The following is a 24,150-nucleotide window of genomic DNA, read 5'->3' on the forward strand; positions in this document are numbered from 1 at the left end:
ATTACAAATGAAAGGAGAAAAACAAGCCGCTTTTTACCAAAGTGTGCTAAACAGTTTCGACAAAGCTGCGGCTTTAACGGATTTGCCTAAAGGACTTTTGTCTCATATTAGGGAGTGTAATGCTGTCTATCAAATGAGGTTTCCTGTAAAGATTAACAACCAAATTCAAGTGATCGAAGCTTACAGGGTTCAGCATTCTCAACACAGAACGCCAACAAAAGGTGGAATTAGGTTTTCAAGTCATGTGAATCAAGATGAGGTTATGGCACTTGCAACATTAATGACCTTTAAGTGTGCATTAGTGGATGTACCATTCGGTGGTGCAAAAGGAGGAGTGAAAATTAGCCCAAGAAAATACACACCTGAACAACTTGAAAAAATTACCAGAAGATATACTACGGAATTAATCCGTAAAAACTTTATCGGAGCTTCATTAGATGTTCCAGCTCCTGATTACGGGACTGGAGCTAGAGAAATGGCTTGGATTTTAGATACTTACAATACTTTCAAGATTGGAGATATAGATGGTCTCGCTTGTGTTACAGGAAAGCCAGTGTCTCAAGGTGGAATTAGAGGAAGAACAGAAGCTACTGGAAGAGGTGTTTTTTACGGTTTACGTGAATTGTTACTTCAGAAAGATGAAATGGAAGCAATCGGTCTAACTCCTGGTATTTCAGGAAAAAGAATGGTTGTTCAAGGATTAGGAAATGTTGGATCTTATGCTGCAACGATTTCTCAGAATGAAGGAGGAGCGGTTATCGTAGGTGTTTCAGAAATAGAAGGAACCATTTACAATAAGGATGGAATGGATATCGATAAGGTTTTAAGATATAGAAAAGAACACGGTACGATGATCGGGTTTCCAGGATCTACTAAACTAGAAGATCGAAATGGATGGTTGAGCATTGATTGTGACGTTTTAGTTCCTGCAGCATTAGAAAGTCAAATTCGAATCGATAACGCACATTTAGTAAAAGCTAAAATTATTGCAGAAGCAGCAAATGGTCCTGTAACGGATGAAGCCGAAGCAATACTCTTAGAAAAAGGTGTCATTATTCTACCAGATATGTTCTTAAATGCAGGTGGTGTAACGGTATCGTATTTTGAGTGGTTGAAAAACCTATCTCATATGCGTTTCGGAAGAATGGAAAAAAGATATAATCAGAATACCTATGAAAGCCTTGTTAACTTAGTTGAGAAAACAACTGGTAAAGTTATCGGCAAGAGAGAACGACAAGTCATTGCAAGAGGAGCAGATGAGGTGGATTTGGTACGGTCTGGTTTAGAAGAAACGATGATTAACTCTTTTTATCAAATCAGAGAATTGAAAAATAGAAGGAAAAAAGTGAATGATTATAGATCTGCAGCATTTGTAACTGCATTAAATAAGATCTCCAGTGATTATTTAAGTATGGGGGTTTTCCCATAATTATCATTTGGCATTTTCTTTTATACTCAATTGTATGATAACGCGGGTTAATTTCTAGCGGTCGTTGCCTTTTATCTAAGGCTGTAGAATTAATTGAAAAGTTTAAAATATCATTTATATAATGTGTGTTAAATGTTTTTTTGAGACAAAATTGTCCTTATTTAGGATGGTCTACAATTAAACTTTTAACACATATTTATCACCGTTTAAAATATTATTTGTTAAATTTGCACTCTTTAAAAATAATGTTTTTCGTAAAAATGTAAATTATCGGATATGCCAGATATGAAGTTAGACAAAATCGATCTCCAAATATTAAAGCTGCTACAAGAAAATAGTAAAATTACAAATTTAGACTTGTCTAAGAAAATAGGATTATCTCCTGCACCTACCTTAGAAAGAGTAAAAAAATTAGAGCAGTCCGGTGTTATAAAATCTTATCACGCGAAAGTAGATGCTGTAGCTATAGGATTAAATGTTAGAACTTTTGCGCTAGTGAACTTAGCTTGGCAAAAAGAAAATGCACTGGATAATTTCTTAGAAAAGATCAAAAATATAGATGAAATTACGGAATGTTACATCATAACTGGTGATGCAGATTTCTTAATGAAAATTGTTTGTAAGGATCTTCCATCATATGAGCAGTTGTTGTTTAAAACATTGTCTCAGATAGATGAAATAGAAAGAATTAAATCGTTAATGACTTTATCAAAAGTGAAGAAAGATAAAGTATTACCTTTTGATTACGAATAATAAGAATTAAACTTGAATATAAAAGCGAATATGCACACCGCATAAAAGGTTATATTCGATATATTGAAAAAAGAGATCTTTTTTAGAAAAGATCTCTTTTTTTAACAAGCCATAAATATGCAGCAATCTCTTTTGTGGAAACTTTCAAAAGAGGGTCATCATGACTCCTTTCTTTTTGGAACTATGCATGTGAAAAGCCAACGTGTTTTTACTAGGTTAACGCAGTTAAAGGAGTTAATTCTTGAATCTGATTTATTTATTGCAGAGTATAACTTAGATAACATACAGTTTGTACAGCACGCTGAAGACTTACTGATACCAGATGGGAAATCCCTGAGTGATTTAATCGGAGAGAAGAAATTTCGTAAGATTCATAAGATTATTGAAAAGTCTTTCAAGGTGGATTTACGTCAATTTGAATATTACCTACCTTTATTAATCGTTAATATTATTGGGGAAGCGATACTCACTAAAGACTATCATCTGCCATTAGATATCTTTCTGTGGAATTTTGCGAAGGAAAGTGAGAAAGAGCTAGACGGAGTAGAAACTTATGCATCTCAGCAGCAAATAATGCAAGCTATCAAGATGAAGGATCAACTTAAAATGGTTAAGGATATCTCTAAGAGGCCTTACATCTATAGAAAGAATATTCTGAAAATGGCGAAGTGGTATGAAGAAGAAAGCATTAATTTGCTATATAAAAACGGGAAGAAGTCCCTTGGGAAGTATAAGCACATACTATTGAAAAAAAGGAATTTCATAATGGCCGATCGATTTGAAGAATTAACTTTAAATCAAAAGTCGTTTATGGCAGTAGGTGCAGGTCATTTAGCTGGACAACATGGAATATTGAAATTATTAAAAGATAAAGGCTGGAAATTAAAAGCGATATGAGTGAAATAAAGAAAAAATCAACGATCACGGTACAGATAGGCTTAGATGAAGACAATGTACCTGCAGAAATTCATTGGAAGGCAGATGATGGTAAGAATGAAATGGAGCCTTGTAAAGCGATGCTTCTGTCATTATTTGATGAAGATAAATTAGATACGATCAAGTTGGATTTGTGGACAAAAAGTATGCAAGTCGATGAGATGGATAGATTTATGTTTCAAACATTAAGAGGACTTGCAGATACATATTTTAAAGCAACTCAGAATTCAGACCTAGCTAATCAATTTGGAAACTTTGTTCACTATTTTGGTCAAAGTACAGGACTTCTTGAAAAAGAAGAGTAGGGGAGTATGCTTGAAATAATGCTCTTTTAATAACTGATAAGGCTTCCCTTATTCAGTCGAATACAAGTGAAAACATGTTTGTAACTAATTTGGTGAAATCATCATATTAGTTATATTTTATATATATATTTTATTACATTTGGACTATATATATAAATATAATATGAATAGTGTTGTAACTCAAAGGTTTATAAAGTGTCATGATCGTTTGTTAGCATCGAATATGGTGAGATCTAGTCGCCAATTTGCTATGTCTCTCGATTATTTGCCCCAGAGTTTAAGCGAAATAGTGAAAGGGAGACGAGATGTAACGATCGAAGTTCTTCGTAAAGCAATAGAAGTATACGATCTAAATGCCGATTATTTATTTTCTGGCAGAGGTGAAATGTTTGCGAATGATCATGCTAAGAAAGATTACGTACTTACCGTAGTCACAGATAATGCCCAGGAAGAAAAGATTGTACACATCCCTATACCAGCACAAGCTGGTTACGGAGGGCAACTGATGGATCCTTCATATTTTACAGATTTAGAAACTTACAGCTTACCAGAATTCAATAATAGCCGAGGTACTTTTCGATCGTTCTCAGTTTCTGGTGACAGCATGGAACCTACTTTATTCGAAGGTGATAAAATCGTATGTAGTTATATAGAAAGAGATCAATGGCATTCTAGTGTGAAAAATGGTTACGTTTATGTAGTTATTACTCAGCATGATGTACTTGTGAAGCGTATTGAAAATAACATTGCGAAAAGAGCCAGTGTTACCCTTATTTCGGATAATTCATTTTATGAGGATAGAGTAATTGCTATCAATGACGTCCTTGAAATTTGGTATATTAAAGTTAAAATAAGTCCGTTTATGCCCTCACCTTCTAATGTAAGGAATGGATTCAGTGATGATGTGGAATTATTGCGAAATACCATAGATGACCAATCAGAATTGATCAAAGATCTAAGTGCGACGATACAGAAATTATTAAAACAAAACAGAGTAAGAGTATGAGTTTTAAAATAGTAGGAACTGCAAAATATATGGACCTTGGAACTGGTTTCTGGGGGATTGTTTCTGATGATGGAAATGAATACTTACCAATGCCAATGCCGGATCAGTTGAAATTAGACGGTCATAAGGTGGAATGCAAAGCTGTAAAAATAGACGCAATGAATATGTTCATGTGGGGTGAACCTGTGCGAATTGTTTCCTTTAAGACGCTGAATCCTTAGATCGAACAACGCTTTTCGTCTACATGGCCATTTATAGATATTACATCATCCAGTCGGATCTCTAATGGATCAGAGGTGATAAGGTATTCCACTTTGTTACGCGTTTCCCAGGTAACTAGTCGTGTATTAATAAGACAGTCCGTTCCTTGACCATTTCTGTATTTCAGTTGGACTTGATCTTTGCGAGTTGCATGAATTTCAATTAAATCTACAAAATCGCAGCCCACAGGAATGTATGAACGATTCTTTTCCATATGATTACAATAGGTAATCAGTCTATATGGTTCAATTAAAATCTGAAAAATCTAGCTCGACCTCCGCACACTGTTTTCGCATAATAACCTAATCCCCAGTTTAATTCGAAAACCAACTGAACAAATGCGGGATTCGTAGAAGCATCTCCTTCTACTAAACCAAGATCAACTTGATTGTTAGCATGACCTGCTTCAGATACAAAATCTTGTAAATCGTATCCAAGCCTAACTCCTATGATTGCAGTAAAGGCATCATCACCTGCTGCATACCATCCGAATCCTAGAATTGCTGAATAACTAATGTCATTAAAATCACCAGTAACATCTGTAAATCCAGAAGTGTTATTAGCTTGCCTAGCATTTCTAAGCCAAGAAATTCTTGGACCTATCTCTACATAATTGATGCTTCTGTTGTATCTCAATAATGGATATAGATCTATCGAACTCCAGCGATATTCATTGATTGCTGTTTGGGTAGATAAGTCTGGCTTATAAGTGAACTGCTGTTTAAACTGGGAGTACATTCCATCTACTGTTAGGGCATAATACTCACCAAAGTTAAAACCAAACTTTGCTCCGAAAGAATAGGAACCGTTAATCTTAGGTGTATAATTAAAACCATTCAATATGTCAGCATTCACCATCATGTTCGGTCCATAAGAACCTTTCACACCTGCATCAAGCCATAAATAAACCTTCTGAGCGGATAAACCTTGAACCGTGAATACAAGGGCTAATCCTAAAAGTATATTCTTTAATTTCATTGCGTTAAATATTAAAAAAATATATAATATGTAAAAATAACTAAATTTCTGAGATCGAATCACCAACATGAATATTTCCTGAATGGAGTGCAATTGCATTCATTCCAAAATATACGTTGTTGTCTTCCTTCCTATATAATGACAATGTTTTGAGCGGTTCCACTAATTTTTTAGAAGTTTTTTGATCGATATTTACCATAACACATCTTACACACTCTTTAATCATTCTAAATTTAACTTCTCCGATAGCGATCTTATCTAAGCCATCTTCTTGGTAGGGAAGTGAATTTTTGATGACGATATTCGGACGGAATCTTTCCATTGGAACAGGCACAATTAACCTTCTATTCAGGTCTCTTAGGGATGCTTCTGATATTATTAAATAAGGATAACCATCTGCCATACTTACTTTTGTAATTCCTGGAGGTTTAACAAGTTCTTTCGTTCTATTACTTTTTTCCCCAGTTTTAAACAGGAATATTTTCATTCCTACGATCTCACTGAACCACAAGTGAATATCTAACAGTACTTTCCTTGCCGTAAATTCATGTTCCCAGACCCGAACGGCTTCATAGGTACCTAAGGCCGCATCATGTGGAATAAAAATGCTGTCACTTGGCTTAGATTTTTTGAAAAAATGGAATCCATTATTTTCCAGTTTTGCACCAACAAGTGCCAACTGAGGAAAATTTCTTTGGGAAATAAACTGGCCATTTTCATCTGCAAGCATCATCCTTCGATCATACTTCAGTCCCTCTTCAAGCGCCATAGCTTGATCCAGATGAATTCCTCCAGCTGATTTAATCGGATATATGATGATGTCTTTTACTTCCATAAGTTCATAAATAAGTAAAAATAAAATTCTTTGCTAAGTTATAGTATAAAAATGAGAAGTAACCTTACCTTTGTATCCCGTAATGTAATCATCGTTTTTTAAATTATAACATGGCTAAATATATATTCGTTACGGGCGGCGTGACATCTTCATTAGGTAAAGGGATCATTGCAGCATCTCTTGCGAAATTACTCCAAGCACGTGGGTTTACGGGCACTATTCAAAAATTTGATCCTTATATAAATGTTGATCCAGGTACACTGAATCCATATGAGCATGGCGAATGTTATGTAACAGATGATGGTGCAGAAACAGATCTCGACCTAGGACACTATGAAAGATTTTTGAACAGAGCAACTTCTCAAGCAAACAATGTAACAACAGGCTCTATTTATCAAACGGTCATCCAGAAGGAAAGAAGAGGTGAATACCTTGGTAAAACAGTTCAAGTAATTCCTCATATCACTGATGAAATTAAACGTAGGGTTAAATTGCTCGAGCAAAAAGGGAATTACGATGTCATCATCACAGAAATAGGTGGTACCGTTGGTGATATAGAATCTTTACCTTACTTAGAAGCTTTGCGGCAGTTGAGAATGGAGTTAGGGAAAGAGAATTGTCTGAATATTCACTTAACACTTATTCCTTACCTAAGTGCTGCTAAAGAACTGAAAACTAAACCAACACAACATTCGGTTAAAGAATTATTGCAAACAGGAATTCAACCTGATATTCTGGTTTGCAGAACGGAACATCCTTTATCAGATGATATCAAAAGAAAATTAGCATTGTTTTGCAACGTAGAAGAAGCTTCTGTTATCGAAGCGATGGATGCTGAAACGATCTACGATGTGCCCCTTTTAATGCTTAAAGAAAAATTAGACGTCATCACTTTAAAGAAGTTAGGGCTTGATTATACGATCGAACCTGATCTTACAAAATGGAAGGCATTTCTAGGCAGATTAAAAAATCCGACACACGAAGTAAAAATTGGCTTAGTCGGAAAATATAATGAACTTCCAGATGCGTATAAATCTATATACGAATCTTTTGTTCATGCTGGAGCGGAGAATGAATGTAAGGTTAAAGTCGTTTCCATTCATAGTGAAAGTCTAGAAAATGGGAAAGATCCTGCCGAAAAATTCAAAGATTTAGATGGTGTTTTGGTAGCTCCTGGCTTTGGTGAGCGAGGAATCGAAGGCAAGCTGAATGCGATAAAATCGGTAAGAGAATTGGGAATTCCTTTTTTCGGAATATGCCTGGGTATGCAATGTGCAGTAGTCGAATTTCATAAAAATGTTATGGGATTAGCAGATGCATCTTCATCGGAAGTCAATCCTGATAGTGAACACAAGGTTATCGACCTGATGGAAGATCAGAAGAAAATTACAGAATATGGCGGAACGATGCGACTTGGTGCCTATGAGTGTAAGTTGAAAAAAGGAAGTAAGGCTTATGAAGCATATGGTACAGGTCTAATAACGGAAAGACATCGTCATAGATATGAGGTAAATAGTGATTACGTGAAAGGCTTTGAAAAAGCTGGGCTATTGGCTACAGGAATAAATCCTAAGACAGGTCTAGTGGAAATTGTGGAATTAAAAGATCATCCATTTTTCGTGGGTGTTCAGTTTCACCCTGAATTAAAAAGTACGGTAGAAAATCCACATCCATTATTTATTGCTTTTGTTAAAGCGGCTTTAGCATCGAAAAAGGCTAAATACCAGAAGGAGCGTGTGGAAGCGTAATCTAGCCATTCCATTTATTTGGGTAATTATATTAGCCCTCAATGCTCAGAATTTTTTCTTTTGGGATACGATACAGTTGTCATCAAAGCAAGCTTCTTTCTTCTTTGATGGCCACTTTTCGTCATTCTTTCTTCCTAAAGAAATCAATAGTGGGCACCCTCCATTTTATGGACTTAGTCTTGCACTGTTTTGGAAGATTTTTGGACAATCGCTATTGACAAGCCATATTTTTAATGGATTCTTTGTCATCGGCTACCTTTTTCAGGCACATAGATTAGGTCAATTTTTTCTAGGAAACAAGAAAGCGTTCTGGTTTCCTGCCATCCTGTTTTGTAACCCGATATTTCTAGGTCATTCCATTCTAGTAAGTCCTGATAACGTTCTTATTTTTCTATTTTTTCTAGCATTAAATGCTATCCTAAGAAAGCAAAATACCTTACTGATTGTTGCTACTATTTTTCTAGCAATATTAAGTATGAGAGGCATGATGGTCGTTTTCGCCCTTTTTCTAGGCGAATTATTGTGGACTTATATGAAAGAAAGGAAATTTCGTATTCATCTCATAATAAAATATATCGCATCAGGAATGGCTGCTCTTGCGTTTCTGGTTAGTCATTATTTTCACAATAGATGGTTTGGTTTTCATGCAGATTCCCCGTGGAAAGAAAGCTTTCAAGCGGTAAGTGTTTTGGGGTATTTAAGAAATCTTGGTCTTGTTTGCTGGAGATTTTTAGATTTTGGAAACGTTTTTACACTTCTAGGTTTAGGCTTCCTTTTGATTAAATCAAAATTTGATCTTAAGCCTTTTTATTTTTTCGTAGCTTTTATCATAGCATTTGTAATCGTATTTGTGCTGCCATTAGCTGGGTTTAAGTATCTGACCGCTCACAGATATTTTATGCCAATTTATGCTTTATTTAGTTTTTGGTTTATCGTTGCTGCAATTGAATATAATAGAAGCAAATTGAGAACAGCGGTTCTTATTTTGCTTTTCCTTGGTAACTGTTGGATCTATCCTCGGAGTATATCTCAAGGCTGGGACGTAACACTTGGTCACCTACCTTTTTATCATTTGGTAGAGAAGATGAATGATTATATAGTGGAAGAAAACATTGACATAGAAAAAGTAGGAAGTGAATTTCCATTAAAATCGGAATCTAGGTTTCTTTATCTGGATGCGAATAAACCGAGTTATCAAGAAGCTAAAATAGGGGAGAAGCCATTTATTATTTATAGTAAAGTGATTAATGACTACAAAGATGTAGACTATGAAAAATTACAGGCAGATTACACATTAAGGAAGGCATTTAAATTTTTATCCATATCCGTAGAATTGTATGAAAAGCGTTAAGAAACTTAAGTTAGAAGAATTGAATCGAGTTGATGTTGAAACATTTAAACAGACTGAGAAGATTCCGATTTCGATCATTGTGGACAATTTTAGATCAGCGCTGAATGTGGGATCTATTTTTAGAACTTCAGATGCTTTTTTGATTTCTAAAATTTACTTGTGTGGTATATCAGCCACTCCACCTAATAAAGAAATCCTGAAGACTGCTATAGGAGCTAATCATGCTGTGGATTGGATCTATGTTGAGACGACTACGGAAGCAATTCATAAGGCAAAGAATGAGGGAGCACATGTAGTTGGAATAGAACAAACGAATGCATCGATCTCACTTGCTGATTTTCATGTTAATGTGAATGAAAGTTATGCAATTGTAATGGGAAATGAAGTAGAAGGAATTAGCACAGATAGCCTAGATGTGATTGATACATTTATAGAAATTCCACAATATGGAACGAAGCATTCTTTAAATGTTTCGGTATGTGCAGGGATTGTGATCTATGAATTTGCAAAGCATTATCTTAGGTAACTAGGTTGCTCTGGGTATTGAACTAAACTCTTCTATGTCGATTGTATGGAGAGAAGTAGAATCAAAGGACCTCTTTTTTCAGCACGAGAAAATAGTATTCATGTCTCGGGTTAAAACCCAAAGTCCTATAAATTTTAGTGTTATGGAATAAACACCTTATGAGAATGTGAAATTCGAATGGGAAAATAATAAACGTTATCCTACCTGAATCTGTATTTGTTCTGTTCTCTGATGTAGTCTGGTCGGAATCCAAGACGAACCCCAAATTGCAATTGCTTTAATAGAAACTTCTCATCTTCCACATTCTCCATACCTTCGAATTGACTCAGTCCATCCCATGAAACGTTAGGAGTAAGCTTGTATCTGATATATGGCGTAATGGTAATGAGATCCGTAAGGCCGATATCTACACCAGCTCCAATTGCTCCAGCAAAATATGTGTTATTAACTTTTAGCTCTGGACCATCGTCTACACTTTCTGCCTTTTTCGTATGATATTCTACCATGGGCGTTGCAGAAATGAAAAATCCTTTAGTGAAAAAGTTTCCATCCTTAGAGAACGTTGGACAATTACAATCACCAATAAAATCAAAAATATAAAAATTAGTATTGGTAGATAAACCATAAACTTCTGACTTGTAATTAGCAGAATTTCCCTCTGTGCTAGCCCTTGAAGTATAAAGCTCAGGATTGAACTCCACTCGATATTCCTTAAGCCTAAGCCAATAATCAATACCAAAGTCAAAGTTGTTTTTGAATAAGTCAGCTTCCTTAGTAGCATCAGTCCATTCTTCAACATTCAGACTAGAATAACGAAATTGCAAGCCGATCTGACCATGCATTGAAAAGAAGAAAATTGAGAATAAAAGACTAAGGTAGATTTTCATTTTTTTATAACGTTTGGTTATAAGACAATATTTTAACCAAGGTATACCTATATTTGCACCAATGAAAACGAAAACTTTAAGAAAAGAGAAAGTGAATGTAGTCACTTTAGGATGTAGTAAGAATCTAGTAGATTCTGAAAATATCATGACACAGCTTAGAGGTAACGATTATGATGTTGCTCATGAAACAGAAGAGCATTCGGATATTGTAATCGTAAACACTTGTGGTTTTATAGATCTTGCGAAAGAGGAAAGTGTTAATACAATTCTAAGTTACGCTGAAGAAAAGAAAGCTGGAAATATTGAGAAACTATATGTGACAGGTTGCCTTTCACAGAGATATAAAGATGATCTAGAGCAAGAAATTCCTGAAGTAGATGCGTATTTCGGTACGATGGAGCTCCCTGGATTACTTGCGAAATTGGATGCCGATTATAAGCACGAATTAATAGGGGAACGGGTAACGACGACTCCACAGCACTTTGCATATCTGAAGATTTCTGAAGGTTGTAATAGAAAGTGTAGTTTCTGTGCTATTCCTTTAATGAGAGGTCAACATATTTCTCAGTCTATAGAAGATCTGGTAACTCAAGCGAAAAGCTTAGCTCGAATAGGAGTGAAGGAGTTGATTTTAATTGCACAGGAATTAACTTACTACGGCCTTGACTTATACAAGAAAAGAGCACTTCCAGAGTTATTGGATGCGTTGTGTGAAGTAGAAGGAATAGAATGGATTAGGTTACATTATGCTTATCCAAGTAAGTTTCCATTAGATATTATTCACACGATGGCTCGACAGCCTAAAGTTTGTAATTATTTAGATATTCCTCTTCAGCATGCGAATAACAATGTGTTAGAAGCGATGAAGCGTCAAGTGACGAGAGAGGAAACGACTAAGTTGATCAATGATATTCGCGAGATTATTCCTGGAATTACTATAAGAACGACCATGTTAGTTGGTTTTCCGGGAGAAACGGAAGAGGATTTTCAAGATTTGTGCGATTTTGTAGAAGAGATGCAATTTGAAAGATTAGGTGTGTTCCAATATTCTCATGAGGAGAATACGAGTGCCCATGATCTGGAGGATAACATTTCGCCAGAAGAAAAAGCAGATCGGGCTAACCGATTAATGGAAATACAACAAGAAATCTCCTTTGCGAAGAATGAAGAACGAATTGGTAAAGTATTCAAGGTGCTGATAGACCGAAAAGAAGGTGGATATTTTGTAGGAAGAACAGAATCAGATTCTGCCGAGGTGGATAATGAAGTACTGATAGACGCTAAGAAGCATTTTGTGCGAATCGGAGATTTTTGCGATATAAAAATAATAAATGCTGAGGATTATGATCTTTATGGAGAACCATTTGTTGTAGATTAATGGAAAAACCTAGATCTATATTAAAGCAGGATATCAGTCCATTTAAGCAAGCAGCATATGTTATTGCAGCGATTGTTGTTCTGAATCTTTTAGTTTTTATAGGTGAGAAATCAGGGATGAACCTAGGGGAGACGATCCACTGGGAAATTTCATTGACGTTGTTGCTGTTTTTCGCTTTGATGAATGCGGTGTATTTTCTAAATGCTGAGGAAAAAGGCAAATACTGGTCTTATTCGATCTCATCTTATATCGTCGTAGCAGCCATTTCTATATTTATTTCAAATTTCATGTCTGGTTTTGGTATTAATGATTCAGGCTCATTGAAGTGGATTTATTTCATTTTTTCCTTTTGTTATTTACTATTTATATCGATAATTGGTGCAATGAGGAGAATCGTAGAAATTGCAATTAAGCAAGATGAAGCGTTAAGAGGCGAACAAAAATGATTATCTAAGCGTTATCTGCTAGGATGGAATCATCAGATTGGTACTTTTGAAACATTGACATAAATCCATAAGGATCTTTAAATATAAATACATTGATATGAAGAATATAATCAATTTATGCCTAGTAGGCTTGGCGTTGAGTGCTTGTAATGCACAATCAACTGCAATAAAATCTAAAGAAGCTGTAACAGAAAATACGACTCAAGTAAAAGCTGCAGTTCAATCTAATATCGATAAAATCGAGAAGAGTGAGAAAGAGTGGAAAGAAGAATTAACAGATGAAGAATATTATATCTTAAGAGAGAAAGGTACAGAAAGAGCTTTCACAGGCGATCTGTTAAACAACAAAGAAGAAGGAGTGTACACGTGTGCTGCTTGCCAATTACCATTGTTTGATTCTAAGACGAAGTTCAAATCAGGTACAGGGTGGCCAAGTTATTATGAGCCGATTAATGAGACAAATGTTGCCGAAGAAGAAGATCGACAATATGGCATGGTTCGTACGGAAGTATTATGTGCTAGATGTGATGGACACTTAGGGCACGTATTCAATGACGGACCGAAACCGACCGGCTTAAGATATTGTATCAATTCTGCATCTTTAGATTTCGAACCTAAGAAAAAGTAATCTTAATAAAGTACTCCAGCGATACACGCTGTCAAGAAACATGCAATCGTACCACCTATCAGAGCTTTAATTCCAAGTTCTGTTAGATTCTTACGCTGTCCTGGTGCAATGGCGGAAATACCACCTATTTGTATACCTATAGAAGCGAAATTCGCAAATCCACATAACGCATAAGTGGCAATGATGAGTGATTTAGGACTTAAGTTAGCACCTGCTTCTCTTAGATTATTCAGTTCAGCATAGGCGAAAAACTCATTCAATATGGTTTTCTGACCAAGCAATTGACCGACGAGCAGAACATCTTCAGATGGCGTGCCGAGTATCCAAGCGAATGGAGCGAAGAGAACTCCCAATATAAAGGTGAAGTCAAAACCAGCAAATCTACCGTCAGTGAATCCGATTACCCAATCATTAAGACCAGTCCAAGATCCGACAAATTTAAGCATGATTGCATTCGCTAAGGCAATTAAGGCTGTAAATACAAGAAGCATAACACCTACATTTACGGCTAATTTTAATCCATCAGTTGTACCAGTAGAAATCGCATCTAAAACATTATTTGCAGTAGAGCCTTCCATTTCCAATTGAGAAGAAATATCTTTCGACTTAGTTTCAGGTAGAAGTATTTTAGCAGCAACGATAGCAGCTGGAGCTGAAATGATGGAAGCAGTTAGTAAATGTTTAGCAAAGTAAGCTTGAAGTTCTGGATCGGTTCCACCTAGAAATCCAATATACGCAGCGAATACACCACCAGCTATGGTTGCCATCCCGCCTGTCATCAGACAAAGAATTTCAGATCGGGTCATTTTCTCTAGATAAGGCTTCACGACTAGCGGCGCCTCAGTCTGGCCTATGAATACATTAGCAGCAGTTGCGAGACTCTCAGGACCTGATAGACCCATTGTCTTGCTCATTACCCACGCTAGAACATATACGACTTTCTGTAAAATACCAAAATAATAGAGCATCGATGAAATTGCAGAGAAAAAGACAATCGTAGGAAGCACTTGGAATGCAAAAATGTAACCGAAGGAATCTGAATCGGTAATTAAATTGCCAAATAAAAATTCTGCTCCTGCTCCAGAAAATTGTAGCAGCTTAGCAAATTTGTCAGCAATCCAATCAAAAGCGCTGTTAATAAATGGCACCTTTAAAAGCAACAAAGCTAGCAATACCTGCAGTCCTATACCTGTTCCGACCAACTTCCAATTGATTTCTCGCTTCTTAGCACTAAACAAATAGCATACTAAAATCAGCACAACAATCCCTAAAACTCCCCGTGATAAATCGGTTAAAAACTCCATATATTCATTTATGAGTGGGAAAATAGGTATTTTTTTTAATATTTGTTTTAAATATCATTTGCTGAAATATGAATCAACCTATAGTAATCGGAATTAGTGGAGGAAGTGGCTCTGGAAAAACATCTTTTATAAAAAAGCTGAGATCAGTTTTTAATGAAGAAGAGATATGCATCATTTCCCAAGATGACTATTATAGGCCACGGGACGAACAAGTCGCTGATGCGCAAGGTGTTAAGAACTTTGACCTACCCGTTTCTATTGATGATGAAGAATTGATATACGACATTATTGCACTAAAAGATGGAAAGACAGTTACACGACAAGAGTACACCTTTAACAATGAAACGAAAACTCCAGGTATTATAACAATGAAGTCTGCACCCGTAATTATTGTGGAAGGTCTGTTCGTTTTGCACTTCGAGAAGATTCGTAAGGCACTGGATTACAGTATATTTATAGAAGCGAAGGAAAACCTCAAAGTAATTAGAAGAATAAAAAGAGATCAGTTAGAAAGGAATTATCCATTAGAGGATGTTTTATACAGATATGAGAATCATGTGATGATTGCATTTGATAAATACATTGCTCCTTACAAGGAACTAACTGATATCGTGATCAATAATAATGTGAATTTTGATAAGGGATTTGAGATCTTGGTAGGATTTATTAAGTCTAAAACTCAATAAATTATCAAGATCAAAGAGGCGATGTCCTCTCTTTCGTAGTAATTTAGAAAATCGGTCACAGGCTATTCCTTAATATCGGTTTCCAAAGCATGTGAAATTGATTTCAACTCCTCTTATCACTTGACGGCTAACTTTTTCTTAAAAAGTATTATACTCTAAATTTTCGGCTTTAACTTCTGAGGTATATGGTCTTCACCTATATATATAATCAAATTTAATATAAAATTTTTAAATCAAGACTAATCTAAGGATTTTTTACCCTGTGATCCAGCGAATGAAGAAGACTAAAATAATACTGATGACCAGTCCAAATGTGACTTTTAATAAGTCAATTAAGACTCCTTTAATTTCTCTTTTAGTCAGTTTATTATCTAATCTCCATCTAATAGCTATTTCTCTTCCTGCAAGCAATCCTATAAAAACCCAAGTAGTACTCATGGGTATATTGTTCATTTCTTTGAAAAAGAAAAGTACTATTCCGTAAATAAAATCGATTATCGTAGCAGATCGGATATCGGCTGTATTCGTTTTCGATTTTACAATATTCTGAATTGCACCACCTTTGACATAAAAAATGAATGCTAACATAGCTAGCAAGATGAGCAAGGAAATAACTAACGAAGTGACTCCTAACTGCCTTGGAAGGTAGACGTATATGTTAGCAAAATCTTGAGCTAGCCACTGCGTCCATAGAAATCCAGTAGATAACCATTGTAACACAGTCCACATCTGGCGGTGCTTCCGATCTACCGGATTTTCCATAAATTTCTTCTCGAACCTCTTAGTAATTAATACATATACTAGAATGGCAGTTCCAAAAGCGACAGCGTAACCTATAAGGGATTTTACCATCATATCTTCAAGTCCTCTCGGCTTAAAGAAGGTAAGAATGAGAAAAGAAGTACTCACGGGAATTCCCCAGCGTGTCACAAATAATAAAACTAAAGGTGGCAGTAAATAATACCATTCGAAAGGATCGGGTAATGGATACTTAGGATTTTCAAAACTGTGATCAGGTGGGTCACCTATTAATCTCAAGAATGATACATCTCCATTGTTAACAACCCAACTATAAACCAAAGTTATGGCGAGTATACTTCCTGCAAAAATAAATAGTACCCACCATGGTTTCTTCTCATTGGAACTCATAAAGGTTCCGAGCGTCTGGATAACATCATTTCCGATTACTGAGAAAGAAGCCAGTATAAACCCAGTCCACATTAAAAGTGATGTAAAATCCATCTATTCTATTTGATTTGCCGCAAAAGTAAAGGTTTGTATGTAAACTGAATGTTATTATTTAAGAATGGAAAATAAGGTCGGGATTTTTTATCGAAATACTTGTATAGATTGGATTGTTAATTTGATTTATTTGCATTTACTTTAGACCTAAATTGAGCTTTATTTATAGATTTATTAAGGCTATTCTATTAAATTGTCCTTTTTTGCCAAGTTCAAATAGTAAATAAGCAATTCTTTTATATATTTGCTGACATATTATGAAATTAGAAAGATTACACATGCATCATCATTTTAGAATACCTACTGAGGTAGAGAAGTGATTTGTATGTATAAGATATAAATGATCCTACCTGATACCAGGTGGGATTTTTTTATTAATAAAACTATAAAATGGAAAATAGGCTTAACGTTGCAGTTCAAAAGAAAGGAAGATTATTCGATGGTTCTCTAGAACTATTAAAATCTGGTGGTATTTCAATTAATAATGGAAAAGATCAACTGAAGGCAAGTTCGCATAACTTTCCATTAGATGTTCTTTATCTTCGAAATTCAGACATTCCTCAGTATGTCGTCGATGGTGTTGCTGATATCGCTGTGGTAGGCGAGAATCTATTGGTAGAAAAAAATGCCGATGTAGAAGTGATCGAAAAACTTGGTTTTTCTAAATGCCGTCTTTCTATCGCTATTCCTAAGGAAAGTGAATACAATGGGATAGAAGACCTTAATGGGAAAAGGATTGCGACTTCATATCCGGTAACTTTACAAAAGTTCCTAGATGAAAAAGGGATCGATGCTGAGATTCATGTTATTTCTGGATCTGTAGAAATCGCTCCTAATATTGGTTTATCTGATGCGATCTGTGACTTAGTCAGTTCTGGAAGTACTTTATTCAAAAATGGTCTAGTAGAAAAAGAAGTAATCTTGAAATCACAAGCTGTAATTGTGAAGAACAAGAATCTTTCTCCTGAGAAAGAAGCACTTATAGATAAAGTGATCTTTAGAATTAGAACTGTTCTCAGAGCAAGAAAATCGAAGTATATTTTAATGAATGCGCCTAATGATAAAATAGAGCAGATTTCTAATATCTTACCAGTTTTAAAATCACCGACGGTTTTGCCCCTAGCTACAGAAGGCTGGAGCTCTGTTCACTCTGTAATAGAAGAAGATAAGTTCTGGGAAGTGATCGAGGAGTTAAAGGAAGCAGGTGCAGAAGGAATTTTGATTGTTCCTATTGAAAAAATTGTGATGTAATGATTGTTAATCCACCTAAAAATGAATGGTCAGATTTAATTCAAAGGCCTGCTCTCAATCAACAAGATCTAAGTTCGGTCATTAGTTCGGTATTTAAAGAAGTTGAAGAAAACGGAGATGAAGCTTTACTAAAATTTACTGAGCAATTTGATAGGGTTAAATTAACATCATTAGAATTAAAGGCTTCGTCACCAGCTCTGGATGAAAATTTGAAAGTAGCCATTCAATTAGCAAGTAATAATATTAGGAAGTTTCATGAATCGCAAATTCATGTTCCATCCAAAATAGAAACGACTCCTGGTGTGGTTTGCTGGCAAGAAGCAAGAGCAATAGAGTCTGTCGGATTGTATATTCCGGGAGGGACAGCACCTCTTTTTTCAACGGTTTTAATGCTTGCAATTCCAGCTCAGATAGCAGGATGCAAAGAAATTGTTCTATGTACGCCTCCCGATGAAAACGGTGGAATTAACCCTGCCATATTATATGCTGCGAACGTAGCAGGAATTACTAAGATTTTTACAATAGGAGGATCGCAAGCGATTGCAGCTTTATCTTTGGGAACGGAAAGTGTTCCTAAAGTTCAAAAGATATTCGGGCCTGGTAATCAGTATGTTACTGCTGCTAAACAATTTGCATTAACTAAAGGAACAGCGATCGATATGCCTGCTGGACCATCAGAATTATTGGTTATTGCATCCGAAAATTCTAACCCTGCATATGTTGCTTCAGACCTTTTGTCACAAGCAGAGCACGGTGTGGATTCACAGGTGATTTGTCTAGCTCGGACGGAGGATAAGTTAGCGGAGATAGAAAAAGAGATTGCTATTCAGATCAAGCAACTTCCAAGGGAGAAGATTGCTGAAAAAGCGATTGAGAATTCGAAATTTATTGTTTTCATGGATGATAAGGACATGATCGAATTCAGTAACCAATATGCTCCAGAGCACTTAATCATTGCAGATGATGATTTCGAGCATTATATTTCAAAAATAGAAAATGCAGGTTCCGTATTTTTAGGAAATTATTGTCCAGAAAGTGCTGGAGATTATGCTTCAGGAACGAATCATACGCTTCCGACGGCAGGATTTGCAAACATGTACAGTGGAGTAAACTTAGATTCGTTTATAAAGAAGATCACTTTTCAGCAAATTTCTAAAGTTGGAATTAAAAATCTTGGTAACACCATTGAATTAATGGCTGGGGCAGAAGGACTTCAAGCTCATAAAAATGCAGTAACCCTACGATTGAAAGACTTATAATCAATTGAATGAAAGAAATAGAAAGATTAATTAGGCCAGAATTGCTCAACTTGAAACCATATTCTTCCGCACGAAGTGAGTTTCACGGACAAGCAGACATTTTCGTTGATGCGAATGAGAATCCGTTTGAAAATAAGATCAACAGATATCCGGACCCGTTACAGAAAGAATTGAAATCTAAAATTTCTGAGATGAAAGGAGTGGATCCTTCATGCATATTCCTTGGAAATGGATCCGATGAAGCCTTGGATTTGATTTTTAGGTTGTTTTGTATTCCTGGGAAAGATGAGGTGATTATCACTCCACCTACTTATGGAATGTACAAAGTGTTGGCTAATATCAACAACATATTTGTAAAAGAAGCAGCACTAACCACAGATTTTCAGATTGTTGTGGACTCTATTCTGAAGCAATACGATAGAGAAACGAAGATCCTATTTCTATGTTCCCCGAATAATCCAGTTGGTAATGTCTTAAATCGAGAAGATGTGATCAATATTATTGATCAATTTCCAGGCATTGTTGTAATAGATGAGGCATACATTGACTTTAGTGCAACTTCAGGATTCCTAGATTTGATCAACGAAAAACCTAATCTAATCATAACACAGACCTTTTCTAAGGCATGGGGAATGGCAGGAATAAGACTTGGTATGGCGTTTTCTAACCCTTTTATCATTGACCAAATCAATAAAATAAAACCTCCTTATAATATTAATGTGCTTACGCAGAAGGTTGCTTTAGAGAAGTTAAATGATGAAGAAACCTTTAAGAAGAATCTCGCTTCTCTTAAAAGTGAAAAATTGAAATTAGCCGCTGAACTCGACAAGATGGATGTGGTTAAGAAGATATATGAAAGTGATGCGAATTTCCTCCTTGTGAAATTTGATGATGCAGACCACTATTATAAGTATTTACTGGATCATGGAATAGTTGTAAGAAATAGAAGTAATCAGTTCCATTGCAAAGGTTGTCTGAGGATAACCATTGGAACGCCAGAAGAAAATGATAAGCTTATCAAAATTTTGAAGAAATGAAAAGTGTTTTATTCTTAGATCGAGATGGAGTTCTTGCCATTGAACCACCTGAGGACTATCAGTTGGATTCCTTAGAGAAGCTTGAACTTATGCCAGGTGTCTTAAGGTATTTGCCTCAGATCATGGAACAATTAGATGTGGAGTTAGTCATGGTAACGAACCAAGATGGGCTGGGAACAGATTCATTTCCAGAAGAAACTTTCTGGCCTGCTCACCATAAGATATTGAAGGCTTTAGAAAATGAAGGTGTCGTATTTGATGAAGTATGTATAGATAAAACATTCGAGCATGAAGGGAAGGATACAAGAAAGCCAGGAACAGGGTTGTTGCAGAAATACTTTTCTGGTGATTATGATCTAAGTAAGTCTTTTGTAGTAGGAGATCGATTAAGTGATATGCAGTTAGCTGTAAACTTAGGCGCAACTGGGATATTGATCAATCCAGAAATAACTGAAAAAGGAGATTTTGTAAAGTGTGATACGTGGAAGGATATTTATGAGTTCTTGATCCTGAAAGATCGAATAGTTACTCATGAACGTAACACGAACGAAACTAAGATTAAAATAGAATTACTATTAGATGGTCAAGGTAAAAGTACTTTAAACACTGGTCTGGGCTTTTTTGATCACATGTTAGAGCAAATTGCTAAGCACGGTGCAATGGACTTAACGGTAGAAGTGGATGGCGATCTTGAAGTAGATGAGCATCATACGATCGAGGACACTGGTATAGCATTAGGTGAAGCATTTAAAGAAGCAATAGGTAATAAACTAGGCATAGAGAGATATGGATATTCTTTGCCGATGGATGATTGCTTGGCGCAAGTTGCGATAGATTTTGGAGGGAGAGCTTGGATTGTCTGGGATGCAGAATTTAAGAGAGAAAAAGTAGGCGATATGCCCACAGAAATGTTCTTTCATTTCTTCAAGTCTTTTTCAGATGCATCCGCATGTAATTTGAATATAAAAGCGGAAGGAAGTAACGAACATCATAAGATCGAAGCGATTTTCAAGGCCTTTGCAAGAGCGATCAGAAAGGCAGTAAAAAGAGATCCAAATTATATGGTTTTACCAAGTACTAAAGGGAGTCTATAATGAGCAATGTGGTAATTATTGATTATGGTGCGGGTAATGTGCAATCCGTCAAGTTTGCTTTAGAAAGGCTAGGAGTTCAAGCAGTGCAAAGTGCTGATGCAGAAGTTATTAAGTCTGCTGATAAAGTGATTTTTCCTGGTGTAGGAGAAGCGAGAAGTGCGATGGAAGTGATTACGAAAATGGGATTAGATAAAGTGATTCCTGCACTGGAACAACCTTGCCTCGGCATTTGCCTAGGAATGCAATTAATGTGTTCCTTTTCAGAAGAAAGAGACACACCGTGCTTAGACATATTCCAAGAAAAAGTTAAGAAATTTAATATACAACACAAGGTTCCACATATGGGTTGGAATACGGTTTCGATCAAAGATTCCAAGTTGTTAAAAGGCATCGCAGATAATGCTTCTTTTTATTTTGTTCATAGCTACTACGTCCCTGTAGGAAAGTATACGATCGGTGTATCAGATTATGGACATGAATTTAGCGCAATTATGCAGAAAGACAACTTTTACGGATGCCAGTTTCATCCTGAAAAAAGCGCTATTAACGGTTCCAAACTTATTAAAAACTTTCTAGAATTATGAGAATTATACCTGCTATCGATGTGATCGAAGGGAAAGCTGTTAGGCTTGAAAAAGGTGATTTTGAAAAGAAAAAAGTATATGCAGACGATCCATTAGAAATGGCGAAAGCTTTCGAAGGAGCTGGACTGAAGCATTTGCATCTAGTAGACCTAGATGGAGCGAAGAAGGGTAGTGTGCAGCATCAGGGGATATTAGAAAAGATTAAGAGTAATACAGGATTAATCGTGGATTATGGCGGTGGGATCAGAAATGAAAGTGATATTAAGTCTTTAGTGAATGCAGGAGCCGACCAGATAAATATTGGATCATTATCTATTAAGGATAGACCGTTGGTGGAACAGTTTATTGTTGACTTTGGTAAAGAGTTCATTATTCTTAGTCCAGATGTGAATGATAGAAAGATCGCTATTCATGGGTGGCAAGAAGCTTCAGATATCGACCTTTTCGATTATATAAATGATTACATGGCCAAGGGCGTTTCTTACTTTGTATGTACGGATATCGCTAAGGATGGTATGCTAGAAGGAAGTTCGATCGAACTTTATGAAGAAATAATGAGTAATACACCTGATATTAAATTAGTCGCAAGTGGCGGAGTTACGGATATAGGTGAATTAGAAACATTGAAGGCACTAGGAATAGATGGTGTAATTATAGGAAAAGCCATTTATGAAGGAAGGATTTCACTTAATGAATTAACGAAGTATGTTATCTAAACGAATCATCCCTTGTCTGGATATAAAGGACGGAAGAACAGTCAAAGGAGTGAATTTTCTGGATCTAATAGATGCAGGAGATCCAGTAGAGCAGGCGAAGATTTATGCAGATCAAGGTGCTGATGAGTTAGTATTCTTAGATATTACGGCTACCTCTGATAAGCGGAAAACGATGGTTGAACTAGTAACTAAGGTTGCTAAGCAGATCAATATTCCATTTACAGTAGGAGGCGGAATTTCATCTGTGGACGATGCTTACATTGCGCTACAGTCAGGAGCAGATAAGGTCAGTATTAATTCAGCAGCGGTTAGAAATCCAGATCTATTGAATGAATGTGCTGCCAAGTTCGGGAATCAGTGCATTGTTCTTGCGGTAGATGCTAAGCAGATTAATGGTCAGTGGCTAGTTCACTTAGTCGGTGGAAGAAAAGCAACGACCATCGACTTATTTGATTGGGTAAAGGAAGCAGTAGATAGAGGCGCTGGAGAAATCTTGTTCACTTCCATGGATCATGATGGAACGAAGAATGGATTTGCCAATAAAGAATTGAGCAAGCTTTCTAAAATGGTCAATGTTCCAATCATCGCTAGTGGCGGTGCAGGTAGTATGCAACATTTTAAAGAAACTTTCGATGATGGACTGGCTGATGCTGCATTAGCGGCGAGTGTTTTCCATTTTGGGCAAATAGGTATTCCTGAACTCAAGAATTACTTAGATAAGAATAATATTAACGTACGATTAACTTAAGAAAATGGATTTTAAAATAGAAGATATAGATTTTGAGAAAATGAGTGGTTTAGTGCCTGCCATTATTCAAGACCAGAATACACTTAAAGTATTAATGCAAGGTTTTATGAATAAAGCCTCTTTCGAAAAGACCATAAAAGATAATAAAGTATGCTTTTATTCTAGGTCTAAAGAGCGGTTATGGACGAAAGGTGAAGAAAGTGGCAATTTTTTAAATGTGAAAGAAATACTATTGGATTGCGATAAGGACAGTTTACTGATTAAAGTTGATCCAGTTGGCCCTGTATGTCATACAGGATCAGATACTTGCTGGGATGAAGAGAATAAATCTGAAGGAAGATTCTTGCACTATTTAGAGTCGGTACTTGAATCTAGAAAAAATGCTCCACCAGAAACTTCTTATACTGCGAGTTTATTTGCGAAAGGAATTAATAAAGTTGCACAGAAAGTAGGGGAGGAAGCTGTCGAATTAGTGATCGAAGCAAAGGACGATAATGAATATTTATTTTTAAATGAAAGTGCAGATTTAATGTATCATTATTTAGTTTTATTGCAGTATAAAGGGTATACAATTGCAGATGTTGAACAAATATTGAGGGAAAGACACAAATAATTATAAATATTTGCCCGAAATGTTAAAATTTTTGGAATAAATTTTGATCTTCAACATTAATTATGAATTTCAATTAAATTTTTTAGAACCAACAGATAAAAAAAACAATTATTATGTCGACATTTCTTAAAAGCTTTACTCTACTTTTC

General features: G+C 35.9%; 27 protein-coding genes. 21 read left to right on the forward strand and 6 right to left on the reverse strand.

The window, feature by feature from the left end:
• Window positions 1-7 precede the first annotated feature (7 nt).
• The 6 genes from L2586_RS11740 (at window position 8) to L2586_RS11765 (ending at window position 4,650) form a co-directional block, all read left to right on the forward strand.
• A complete protein-coding gene (locus L2586_RS11740) occupies window positions 8-1,429 on the forward strand; it encodes a Glu/Leu/Phe/Val family dehydrogenase (protein WP_235293092.1) in 1,422 nt (473 codons plus the stop codon).
• A gap of 276 nt (window positions 1,430-1,705) precedes the next feature.
• A complete protein-coding gene (locus tag L2586_RS11745; protein WP_235293093.1) occupies window positions 1,706-2,182 on the forward strand; it encodes an Lrp/AsnC family transcriptional regulator in 477 nt (158 codons plus the stop codon).
• A gap of 117 nt (window positions 2,183-2,299) precedes the next feature.
• Complete coding sequence (locus L2586_RS11750) at window positions 2,300-3,079, forward strand: TraB/GumN family protein (protein WP_235293094.1); 780 nt, start codon at window positions 2,300-2,302, stop codon at window positions 3,077-3,079.
• The gene (gldC, locus tag L2586_RS11755) at window positions 3,076-3,423 is read left to right on the forward strand and encodes a gliding motility protein GldC (RefSeq protein ID WP_235293095.1); all 348 of its coding nucleotides are present in this window, start codon (window positions 3,076-3,078) and stop codon (window positions 3,421-3,423) included. The genes L2586_RS11750 and gldC overlap by 4 nt, the downstream gene beginning before the upstream one ends.
• Window positions 3,424-3,586: 163 nt before the next feature.
• On the forward strand, window positions 3,587-4,429 hold the full coding sequence (locus L2586_RS11760; protein ID WP_235293096.1) for an XRE family transcriptional regulator: 843 nt from the start codon (window positions 3,587-3,589) through the stop codon (window positions 4,427-4,429).
• Window positions 4,426-4,650, forward strand: coding sequence for a hypothetical protein (locus tag L2586_RS11765; RefSeq protein ID WP_235293097.1), 225 nt, complete (start codon window positions 4,426-4,428; stop codon window positions 4,648-4,650). The genes L2586_RS11760 and L2586_RS11765 overlap by 4 nt, the downstream gene beginning before the upstream one ends.
• On the opposite strand, the gene L2586_RS11770 is transcribed toward L2586_RS11765, so the two are convergent.
• Genes L2586_RS11770 through L2586_RS11780 form a run of 3 tightly spaced genes read right to left on the reverse strand, consistent with a single transcriptional unit; the run spans window position 4,647 to window position 6,503 of the window.
• Window positions 4,647-4,904 (reverse strand): hypothetical protein, encoded by a 258-nt coding sequence (locus L2586_RS11770; RefSeq protein WP_235293098.1) that lies wholly within the window; start codon window positions 4,902-4,904, stop codon window positions 4,647-4,649. The two genes, L2586_RS11765 and L2586_RS11770, sit on opposite strands and share 4 nt — an antisense overlap.
• A gap of 35 nt (window positions 4,905-4,939) precedes the next feature.
• Window positions 4,940-5,668 carry an outer membrane beta-barrel protein gene (locus L2586_RS11775; RefSeq protein ID WP_235293099.1) on the reverse strand — a complete coding sequence of 243 codons (729 nt, stop codon included), beginning with the start codon at window positions 5,666-5,668 and terminating at the stop codon, window positions 4,940-4,942.
• A gap of 40 nt (window positions 5,669-5,708) precedes the next feature.
• Complete coding sequence (locus L2586_RS11780; protein WP_235293100.1) at window positions 5,709-6,503, reverse strand: MOSC domain-containing protein; 795 nt, start codon at window positions 6,501-6,503, stop codon at window positions 5,709-5,711.
• 110 nt (window positions 6,504-6,613) lie between these two features.
• Between L2586_RS11780 and L2586_RS11785 the strand changes: the two genes are divergently transcribed.
• The 3 genes from L2586_RS11785 to L2586_RS11795 are packed head-to-tail and all read left to right on the forward strand — an operon-like array spanning window position 6,614 to window position 10,128.
• Window positions 6,614-8,251, forward strand: a complete 1,638-nt coding sequence (locus L2586_RS11785; RefSeq protein ID WP_235293101.1) for a CTP synthase — start codon at window positions 6,614-6,616, stop codon at window positions 8,249-8,251.
• Window positions 8,238-9,602 (forward strand): ArnT family glycosyltransferase, encoded by a 1,365-nt coding sequence (locus L2586_RS11790; protein WP_235293102.1) that lies wholly within the window; start codon window positions 8,238-8,240, stop codon window positions 9,600-9,602. Before L2586_RS11785 ends, L2586_RS11790 begins: the two co-directional genes overlap by 14 nt.
• Entirely contained in the window at window positions 9,589-10,128 is a 540-nt protein-coding gene (locus L2586_RS11795; RefSeq protein WP_235293103.1) for a TrmH family RNA methyltransferase, read from the forward strand. The genes L2586_RS11790 and L2586_RS11795 overlap by 14 nt, the downstream gene beginning before the upstream one ends.
• Window positions 10,129-10,328: 200 nt before the next feature.
• Here L2586_RS11795 and L2586_RS11800 read toward each other — a convergent pair whose 3' ends face one another.
• Window positions 10,329-11,015 (reverse strand): hypothetical protein, encoded by a 687-nt coding sequence (locus L2586_RS11800; RefSeq protein WP_235293104.1) that lies wholly within the window; start codon window positions 11,013-11,015, stop codon window positions 10,329-10,331.
• 61 nt (window positions 11,016-11,076) lie between these two features.
• Between L2586_RS11800 and rimO the strand changes: the two genes are divergently transcribed.
• From rimO to msrB, 3 genes are all read left to right on the forward strand, one after another.
• Window positions 11,077-12,393 carry a 30S ribosomal protein S12 methylthiotransferase RimO gene (gene rimO, locus L2586_RS11805; RefSeq protein WP_235293105.1) on the forward strand — a complete coding sequence of 439 codons (1,317 nt, stop codon included), beginning with the start codon at window positions 11,077-11,079 and terminating at the stop codon, window positions 12,391-12,393.
• Window positions 12,393-12,839 (forward strand): hypothetical protein, encoded by a 447-nt coding sequence (locus L2586_RS11810; RefSeq protein ID WP_235293106.1) that lies wholly within the window; start codon window positions 12,393-12,395, stop codon window positions 12,837-12,839. The genes rimO and L2586_RS11810 overlap by 1 nt, the downstream gene beginning before the upstream one ends.
• Before the next feature lie 97 nt (window positions 12,840-12,936).
• Window positions 12,937-13,467: a peptide-methionine (R)-S-oxide reductase MsrB gene (gene msrB / locus L2586_RS11815; RefSeq protein ID WP_235293107.1), complete on the forward strand. Its 531-nt coding sequence runs from the start codon at window positions 12,937-12,939 to the stop codon at window positions 13,465-13,467.
• Window positions 13,468-13,469: 2 nt separating this feature from the next.
• Here msrB and L2586_RS11820 read toward each other — a convergent pair whose 3' ends face one another.
• Window positions 13,470-14,771: a NupC/NupG family nucleoside CNT transporter gene (locus L2586_RS11820; RefSeq protein WP_235293108.1), complete on the reverse strand. Its 1,302-nt coding sequence runs from the start codon at window positions 14,769-14,771 to the stop codon at window positions 13,470-13,472.
• 68 nt (window positions 14,772-14,839) lie between these two features.
• On the opposite strand from L2586_RS11820, the gene L2586_RS11825 reads away from it, so the two are divergent.
• Window positions 14,840-15,457, forward strand: coding sequence for a uridine kinase family protein (locus L2586_RS11825; RefSeq protein ID WP_235293109.1), 618 nt, complete (start codon window positions 14,840-14,842; stop codon window positions 15,455-15,457).
• Between the two features lie 255 nt (window positions 15,458-15,712).
• Here L2586_RS11825 and L2586_RS11830 read toward each other — a convergent pair whose 3' ends face one another.
• Window positions 15,713-16,699, reverse strand: a complete 987-nt coding sequence (locus L2586_RS11830; RefSeq protein WP_235293110.1) for a hypothetical protein — start codon at window positions 16,697-16,699, stop codon at window positions 15,713-15,715.
• Between the two features lie 390 nt (window positions 16,700-17,089).
• Between L2586_RS11830 and hisG the strand changes: the two genes are divergently transcribed.
• The 8 genes from hisG to hisIE are packed head-to-tail and all read left to right on the forward strand — an operon-like array spanning window position 17,090 to window position 24,001.
• Entirely contained in the window at window positions 17,090-17,950 is an 861-nt protein-coding gene (hisG, locus tag L2586_RS11835; RefSeq protein WP_235293111.1) for an ATP phosphoribosyltransferase, read from the forward strand.
• A complete protein-coding gene (gene hisD / locus L2586_RS11840) occupies window positions 17,950-19,209 on the forward strand; it encodes a histidinol dehydrogenase (protein ID WP_235293112.1) in 1,260 nt (419 codons plus the stop codon). Before hisG ends, hisD begins: the two co-directional genes overlap by 1 nt.
• An 8-nt stretch (window positions 19,210-19,217) precedes the next feature.
• Entirely contained in the window at window positions 19,218-20,246 is a 1,029-nt protein-coding gene (gene hisC, locus L2586_RS11845; RefSeq protein ID WP_235293113.1) for a histidinol-phosphate transaminase, read from the forward strand.
• Window positions 20,243-21,340 carry a bifunctional histidinol-phosphatase/imidazoleglycerol-phosphate dehydratase HisB gene (hisB, locus tag L2586_RS11850; protein ID WP_235293114.1) on the forward strand — a complete coding sequence of 366 codons (1,098 nt, stop codon included), beginning with the start codon at window positions 20,243-20,245 and terminating at the stop codon, window positions 21,338-21,340. The genes hisC and hisB overlap by 4 nt, the downstream gene beginning before the upstream one ends.
• Window positions 21,340-21,924, forward strand: a complete 585-nt coding sequence (hisH, locus tag L2586_RS11855) for an imidazole glycerol phosphate synthase subunit HisH (protein WP_235293115.1) — start codon at window positions 21,340-21,342, stop codon at window positions 21,922-21,924. Before hisB ends, hisH begins: the two co-directional genes overlap by 1 nt.
• Window positions 21,921-22,640 (forward strand): 1-(5-phosphoribosyl)-5-[(5-phosphoribosylamino)methylideneamino]imidazole-4-carboxamide isomerase, encoded by a 720-nt coding sequence (gene hisA / locus L2586_RS11860; protein WP_235293116.1) that lies wholly within the window; start codon window positions 21,921-21,923, stop codon window positions 22,638-22,640. The genes hisH and hisA overlap by 4 nt, the downstream gene beginning before the upstream one ends.
• Complete coding sequence (gene hisF / locus L2586_RS11865) at window positions 22,630-23,388, forward strand: imidazole glycerol phosphate synthase subunit HisF (RefSeq protein ID WP_235293117.1); 759 nt, start codon at window positions 22,630-22,632, stop codon at window positions 23,386-23,388. The genes hisA and hisF overlap by 11 nt, the downstream gene beginning before the upstream one ends.
• 4 nt (window positions 23,389-23,392) lie before the next feature.
• Window positions 23,393-24,001 carry a bifunctional phosphoribosyl-AMP cyclohydrolase/phosphoribosyl-ATP diphosphatase HisIE gene (gene hisIE, locus L2586_RS11870; RefSeq protein WP_235293118.1) on the forward strand — a complete coding sequence of 203 codons (609 nt, stop codon included), beginning with the start codon at window positions 23,393-23,395 and terminating at the stop codon, window positions 23,999-24,001.
• Window positions 24,002-24,150: the final 149 nt, after the last annotated feature.

The organism is Portibacter lacus, assembly GCF_021533215.1.
Lineage (GTDB): Bacteria > Bacteroidota > Bacteroidia > Chitinophagales > Saprospiraceae > Portibacter > Portibacter lacus.

Excerpts from the sequence above, each read along its gene's own strand:
- L2586_RS11740 (WP_235293092.1), top strand. The coding sequence starts at position 8 with ATGAAAGGAGAAAAACAAGCCGCTTTTTACCAAAGTGTGCTAAACAGT.
- L2586_RS11745 (WP_235293093.1), top strand. The coding sequence starts at position 1,706 with ATGCCAGATATGAAGTTAGACAAAATCGATCTCCAAATATTAAAGCTG.
- L2586_RS11750 (WP_235293094.1), top strand. The coding sequence starts at position 2,300 with ATGCAGCAATCTCTTTTGTGGAAACTTTCAAAAGAGGGTCATCATGAC.
- gldC (WP_235293095.1), top strand. The coding sequence starts at position 3,076 with ATGAGTGAAATAAAGAAAAAATCAACGATCACGGTACAGATAGGCTTA.
- L2586_RS11760 (WP_235293096.1), top strand. The coding sequence starts at position 3,587 with ATGAATAGTGTTGTAACTCAAAGGTTTATAAAGTGTCATGATCGTTTG.
- L2586_RS11765 (WP_235293097.1), top strand. The coding sequence starts at position 4,426 with ATGAGTTTTAAAATAGTAGGAACTGCAAAATATATGGACCTTGGAACT.
- L2586_RS11770 (WP_235293098.1), bottom strand. The coding sequence starts at position 4,904 with ATGGAAAAGAATCGTTCATACATTCCTGTGGGCTGCGATTTTGTAGAT.
- L2586_RS11775 (WP_235293099.1), bottom strand. The coding sequence starts at position 5,668 with ATGAAATTAAAGAATATACTTTTAGGATTAGCCCTTGTATTCACGGTT.
- L2586_RS11780 (WP_235293100.1), bottom strand. The coding sequence starts at position 6,503 with ATGGAAGTAAAAGACATCATCATATATCCGATTAAATCAGCTGGAGGA.
- L2586_RS11785 (WP_235293101.1), top strand. The coding sequence starts at position 6,614 with ATGGCTAAATATATATTCGTTACGGGCGGCGTGACATCTTCATTAGGT.
- L2586_RS11795 (WP_235293103.1), top strand. The coding sequence starts at position 9,589 with ATGAAAAGCGTTAAGAAACTTAAGTTAGAAGAATTGAATCGAGTTGAT.
- L2586_RS11800 (WP_235293104.1), bottom strand. The coding sequence starts at position 11,015 with ATGAAAATCTACCTTAGTCTTTTATTCTCAATTTTCTTCTTTTCAATG.
- rimO (WP_235293105.1), top strand. The coding sequence starts at position 11,077 with ATGAAAACGAAAACTTTAAGAAAAGAGAAAGTGAATGTAGTCACTTTA.
- L2586_RS11810 (WP_235293106.1), top strand. The coding sequence starts at position 12,393 with ATGGAAAAACCTAGATCTATATTAAAGCAGGATATCAGTCCATTTAAG.
- msrB (WP_235293107.1), top strand. The coding sequence starts at position 12,937 with ATGAAGAATATAATCAATTTATGCCTAGTAGGCTTGGCGTTGAGTGCT.
- L2586_RS11820 (WP_235293108.1), bottom strand. The coding sequence starts at position 14,771 with ATGGAGTTTTTAACCGATTTATCACGGGGAGTTTTAGGGATTGTTGTG.
- L2586_RS11825 (WP_235293109.1), top strand. The coding sequence starts at position 14,840 with ATGAATCAACCTATAGTAATCGGAATTAGTGGAGGAAGTGGCTCTGGA.
- L2586_RS11830 (WP_235293110.1), bottom strand. The coding sequence starts at position 16,699 with ATGGATTTTACATCACTTTTAATGTGGACTGGGTTTATACTGGCTTCT.
- hisG (WP_235293111.1), top strand. The coding sequence starts at position 17,090 with ATGGAAAATAGGCTTAACGTTGCAGTTCAAAAGAAAGGAAGATTATTC.
- hisD (WP_235293112.1), top strand. The coding sequence starts at position 17,950 with ATGATTGTTAATCCACCTAAAAATGAATGGTCAGATTTAATTCAAAGG.
- hisC (WP_235293113.1), top strand. The coding sequence starts at position 19,218 with ATGAAAGAAATAGAAAGATTAATTAGGCCAGAATTGCTCAACTTGAAA.
- hisB (WP_235293114.1), top strand. The coding sequence starts at position 20,243 with ATGAAAAGTGTTTTATTCTTAGATCGAGATGGAGTTCTTGCCATTGAA.
- hisH (WP_235293115.1), top strand. The coding sequence starts at position 21,340 with ATGAGCAATGTGGTAATTATTGATTATGGTGCGGGTAATGTGCAATCC.
- hisA (WP_235293116.1), top strand. The coding sequence starts at position 21,921 with ATGAGAATTATACCTGCTATCGATGTGATCGAAGGGAAAGCTGTTAGG.
- hisF (WP_235293117.1), top strand. The coding sequence starts at position 22,630 with ATGTTATCTAAACGAATCATCCCTTGTCTGGATATAAAGGACGGAAGA.
- hisIE (WP_235293118.1), top strand. The coding sequence starts at position 23,393 with ATGGATTTTAAAATAGAAGATATAGATTTTGAGAAAATGAGTGGTTTA.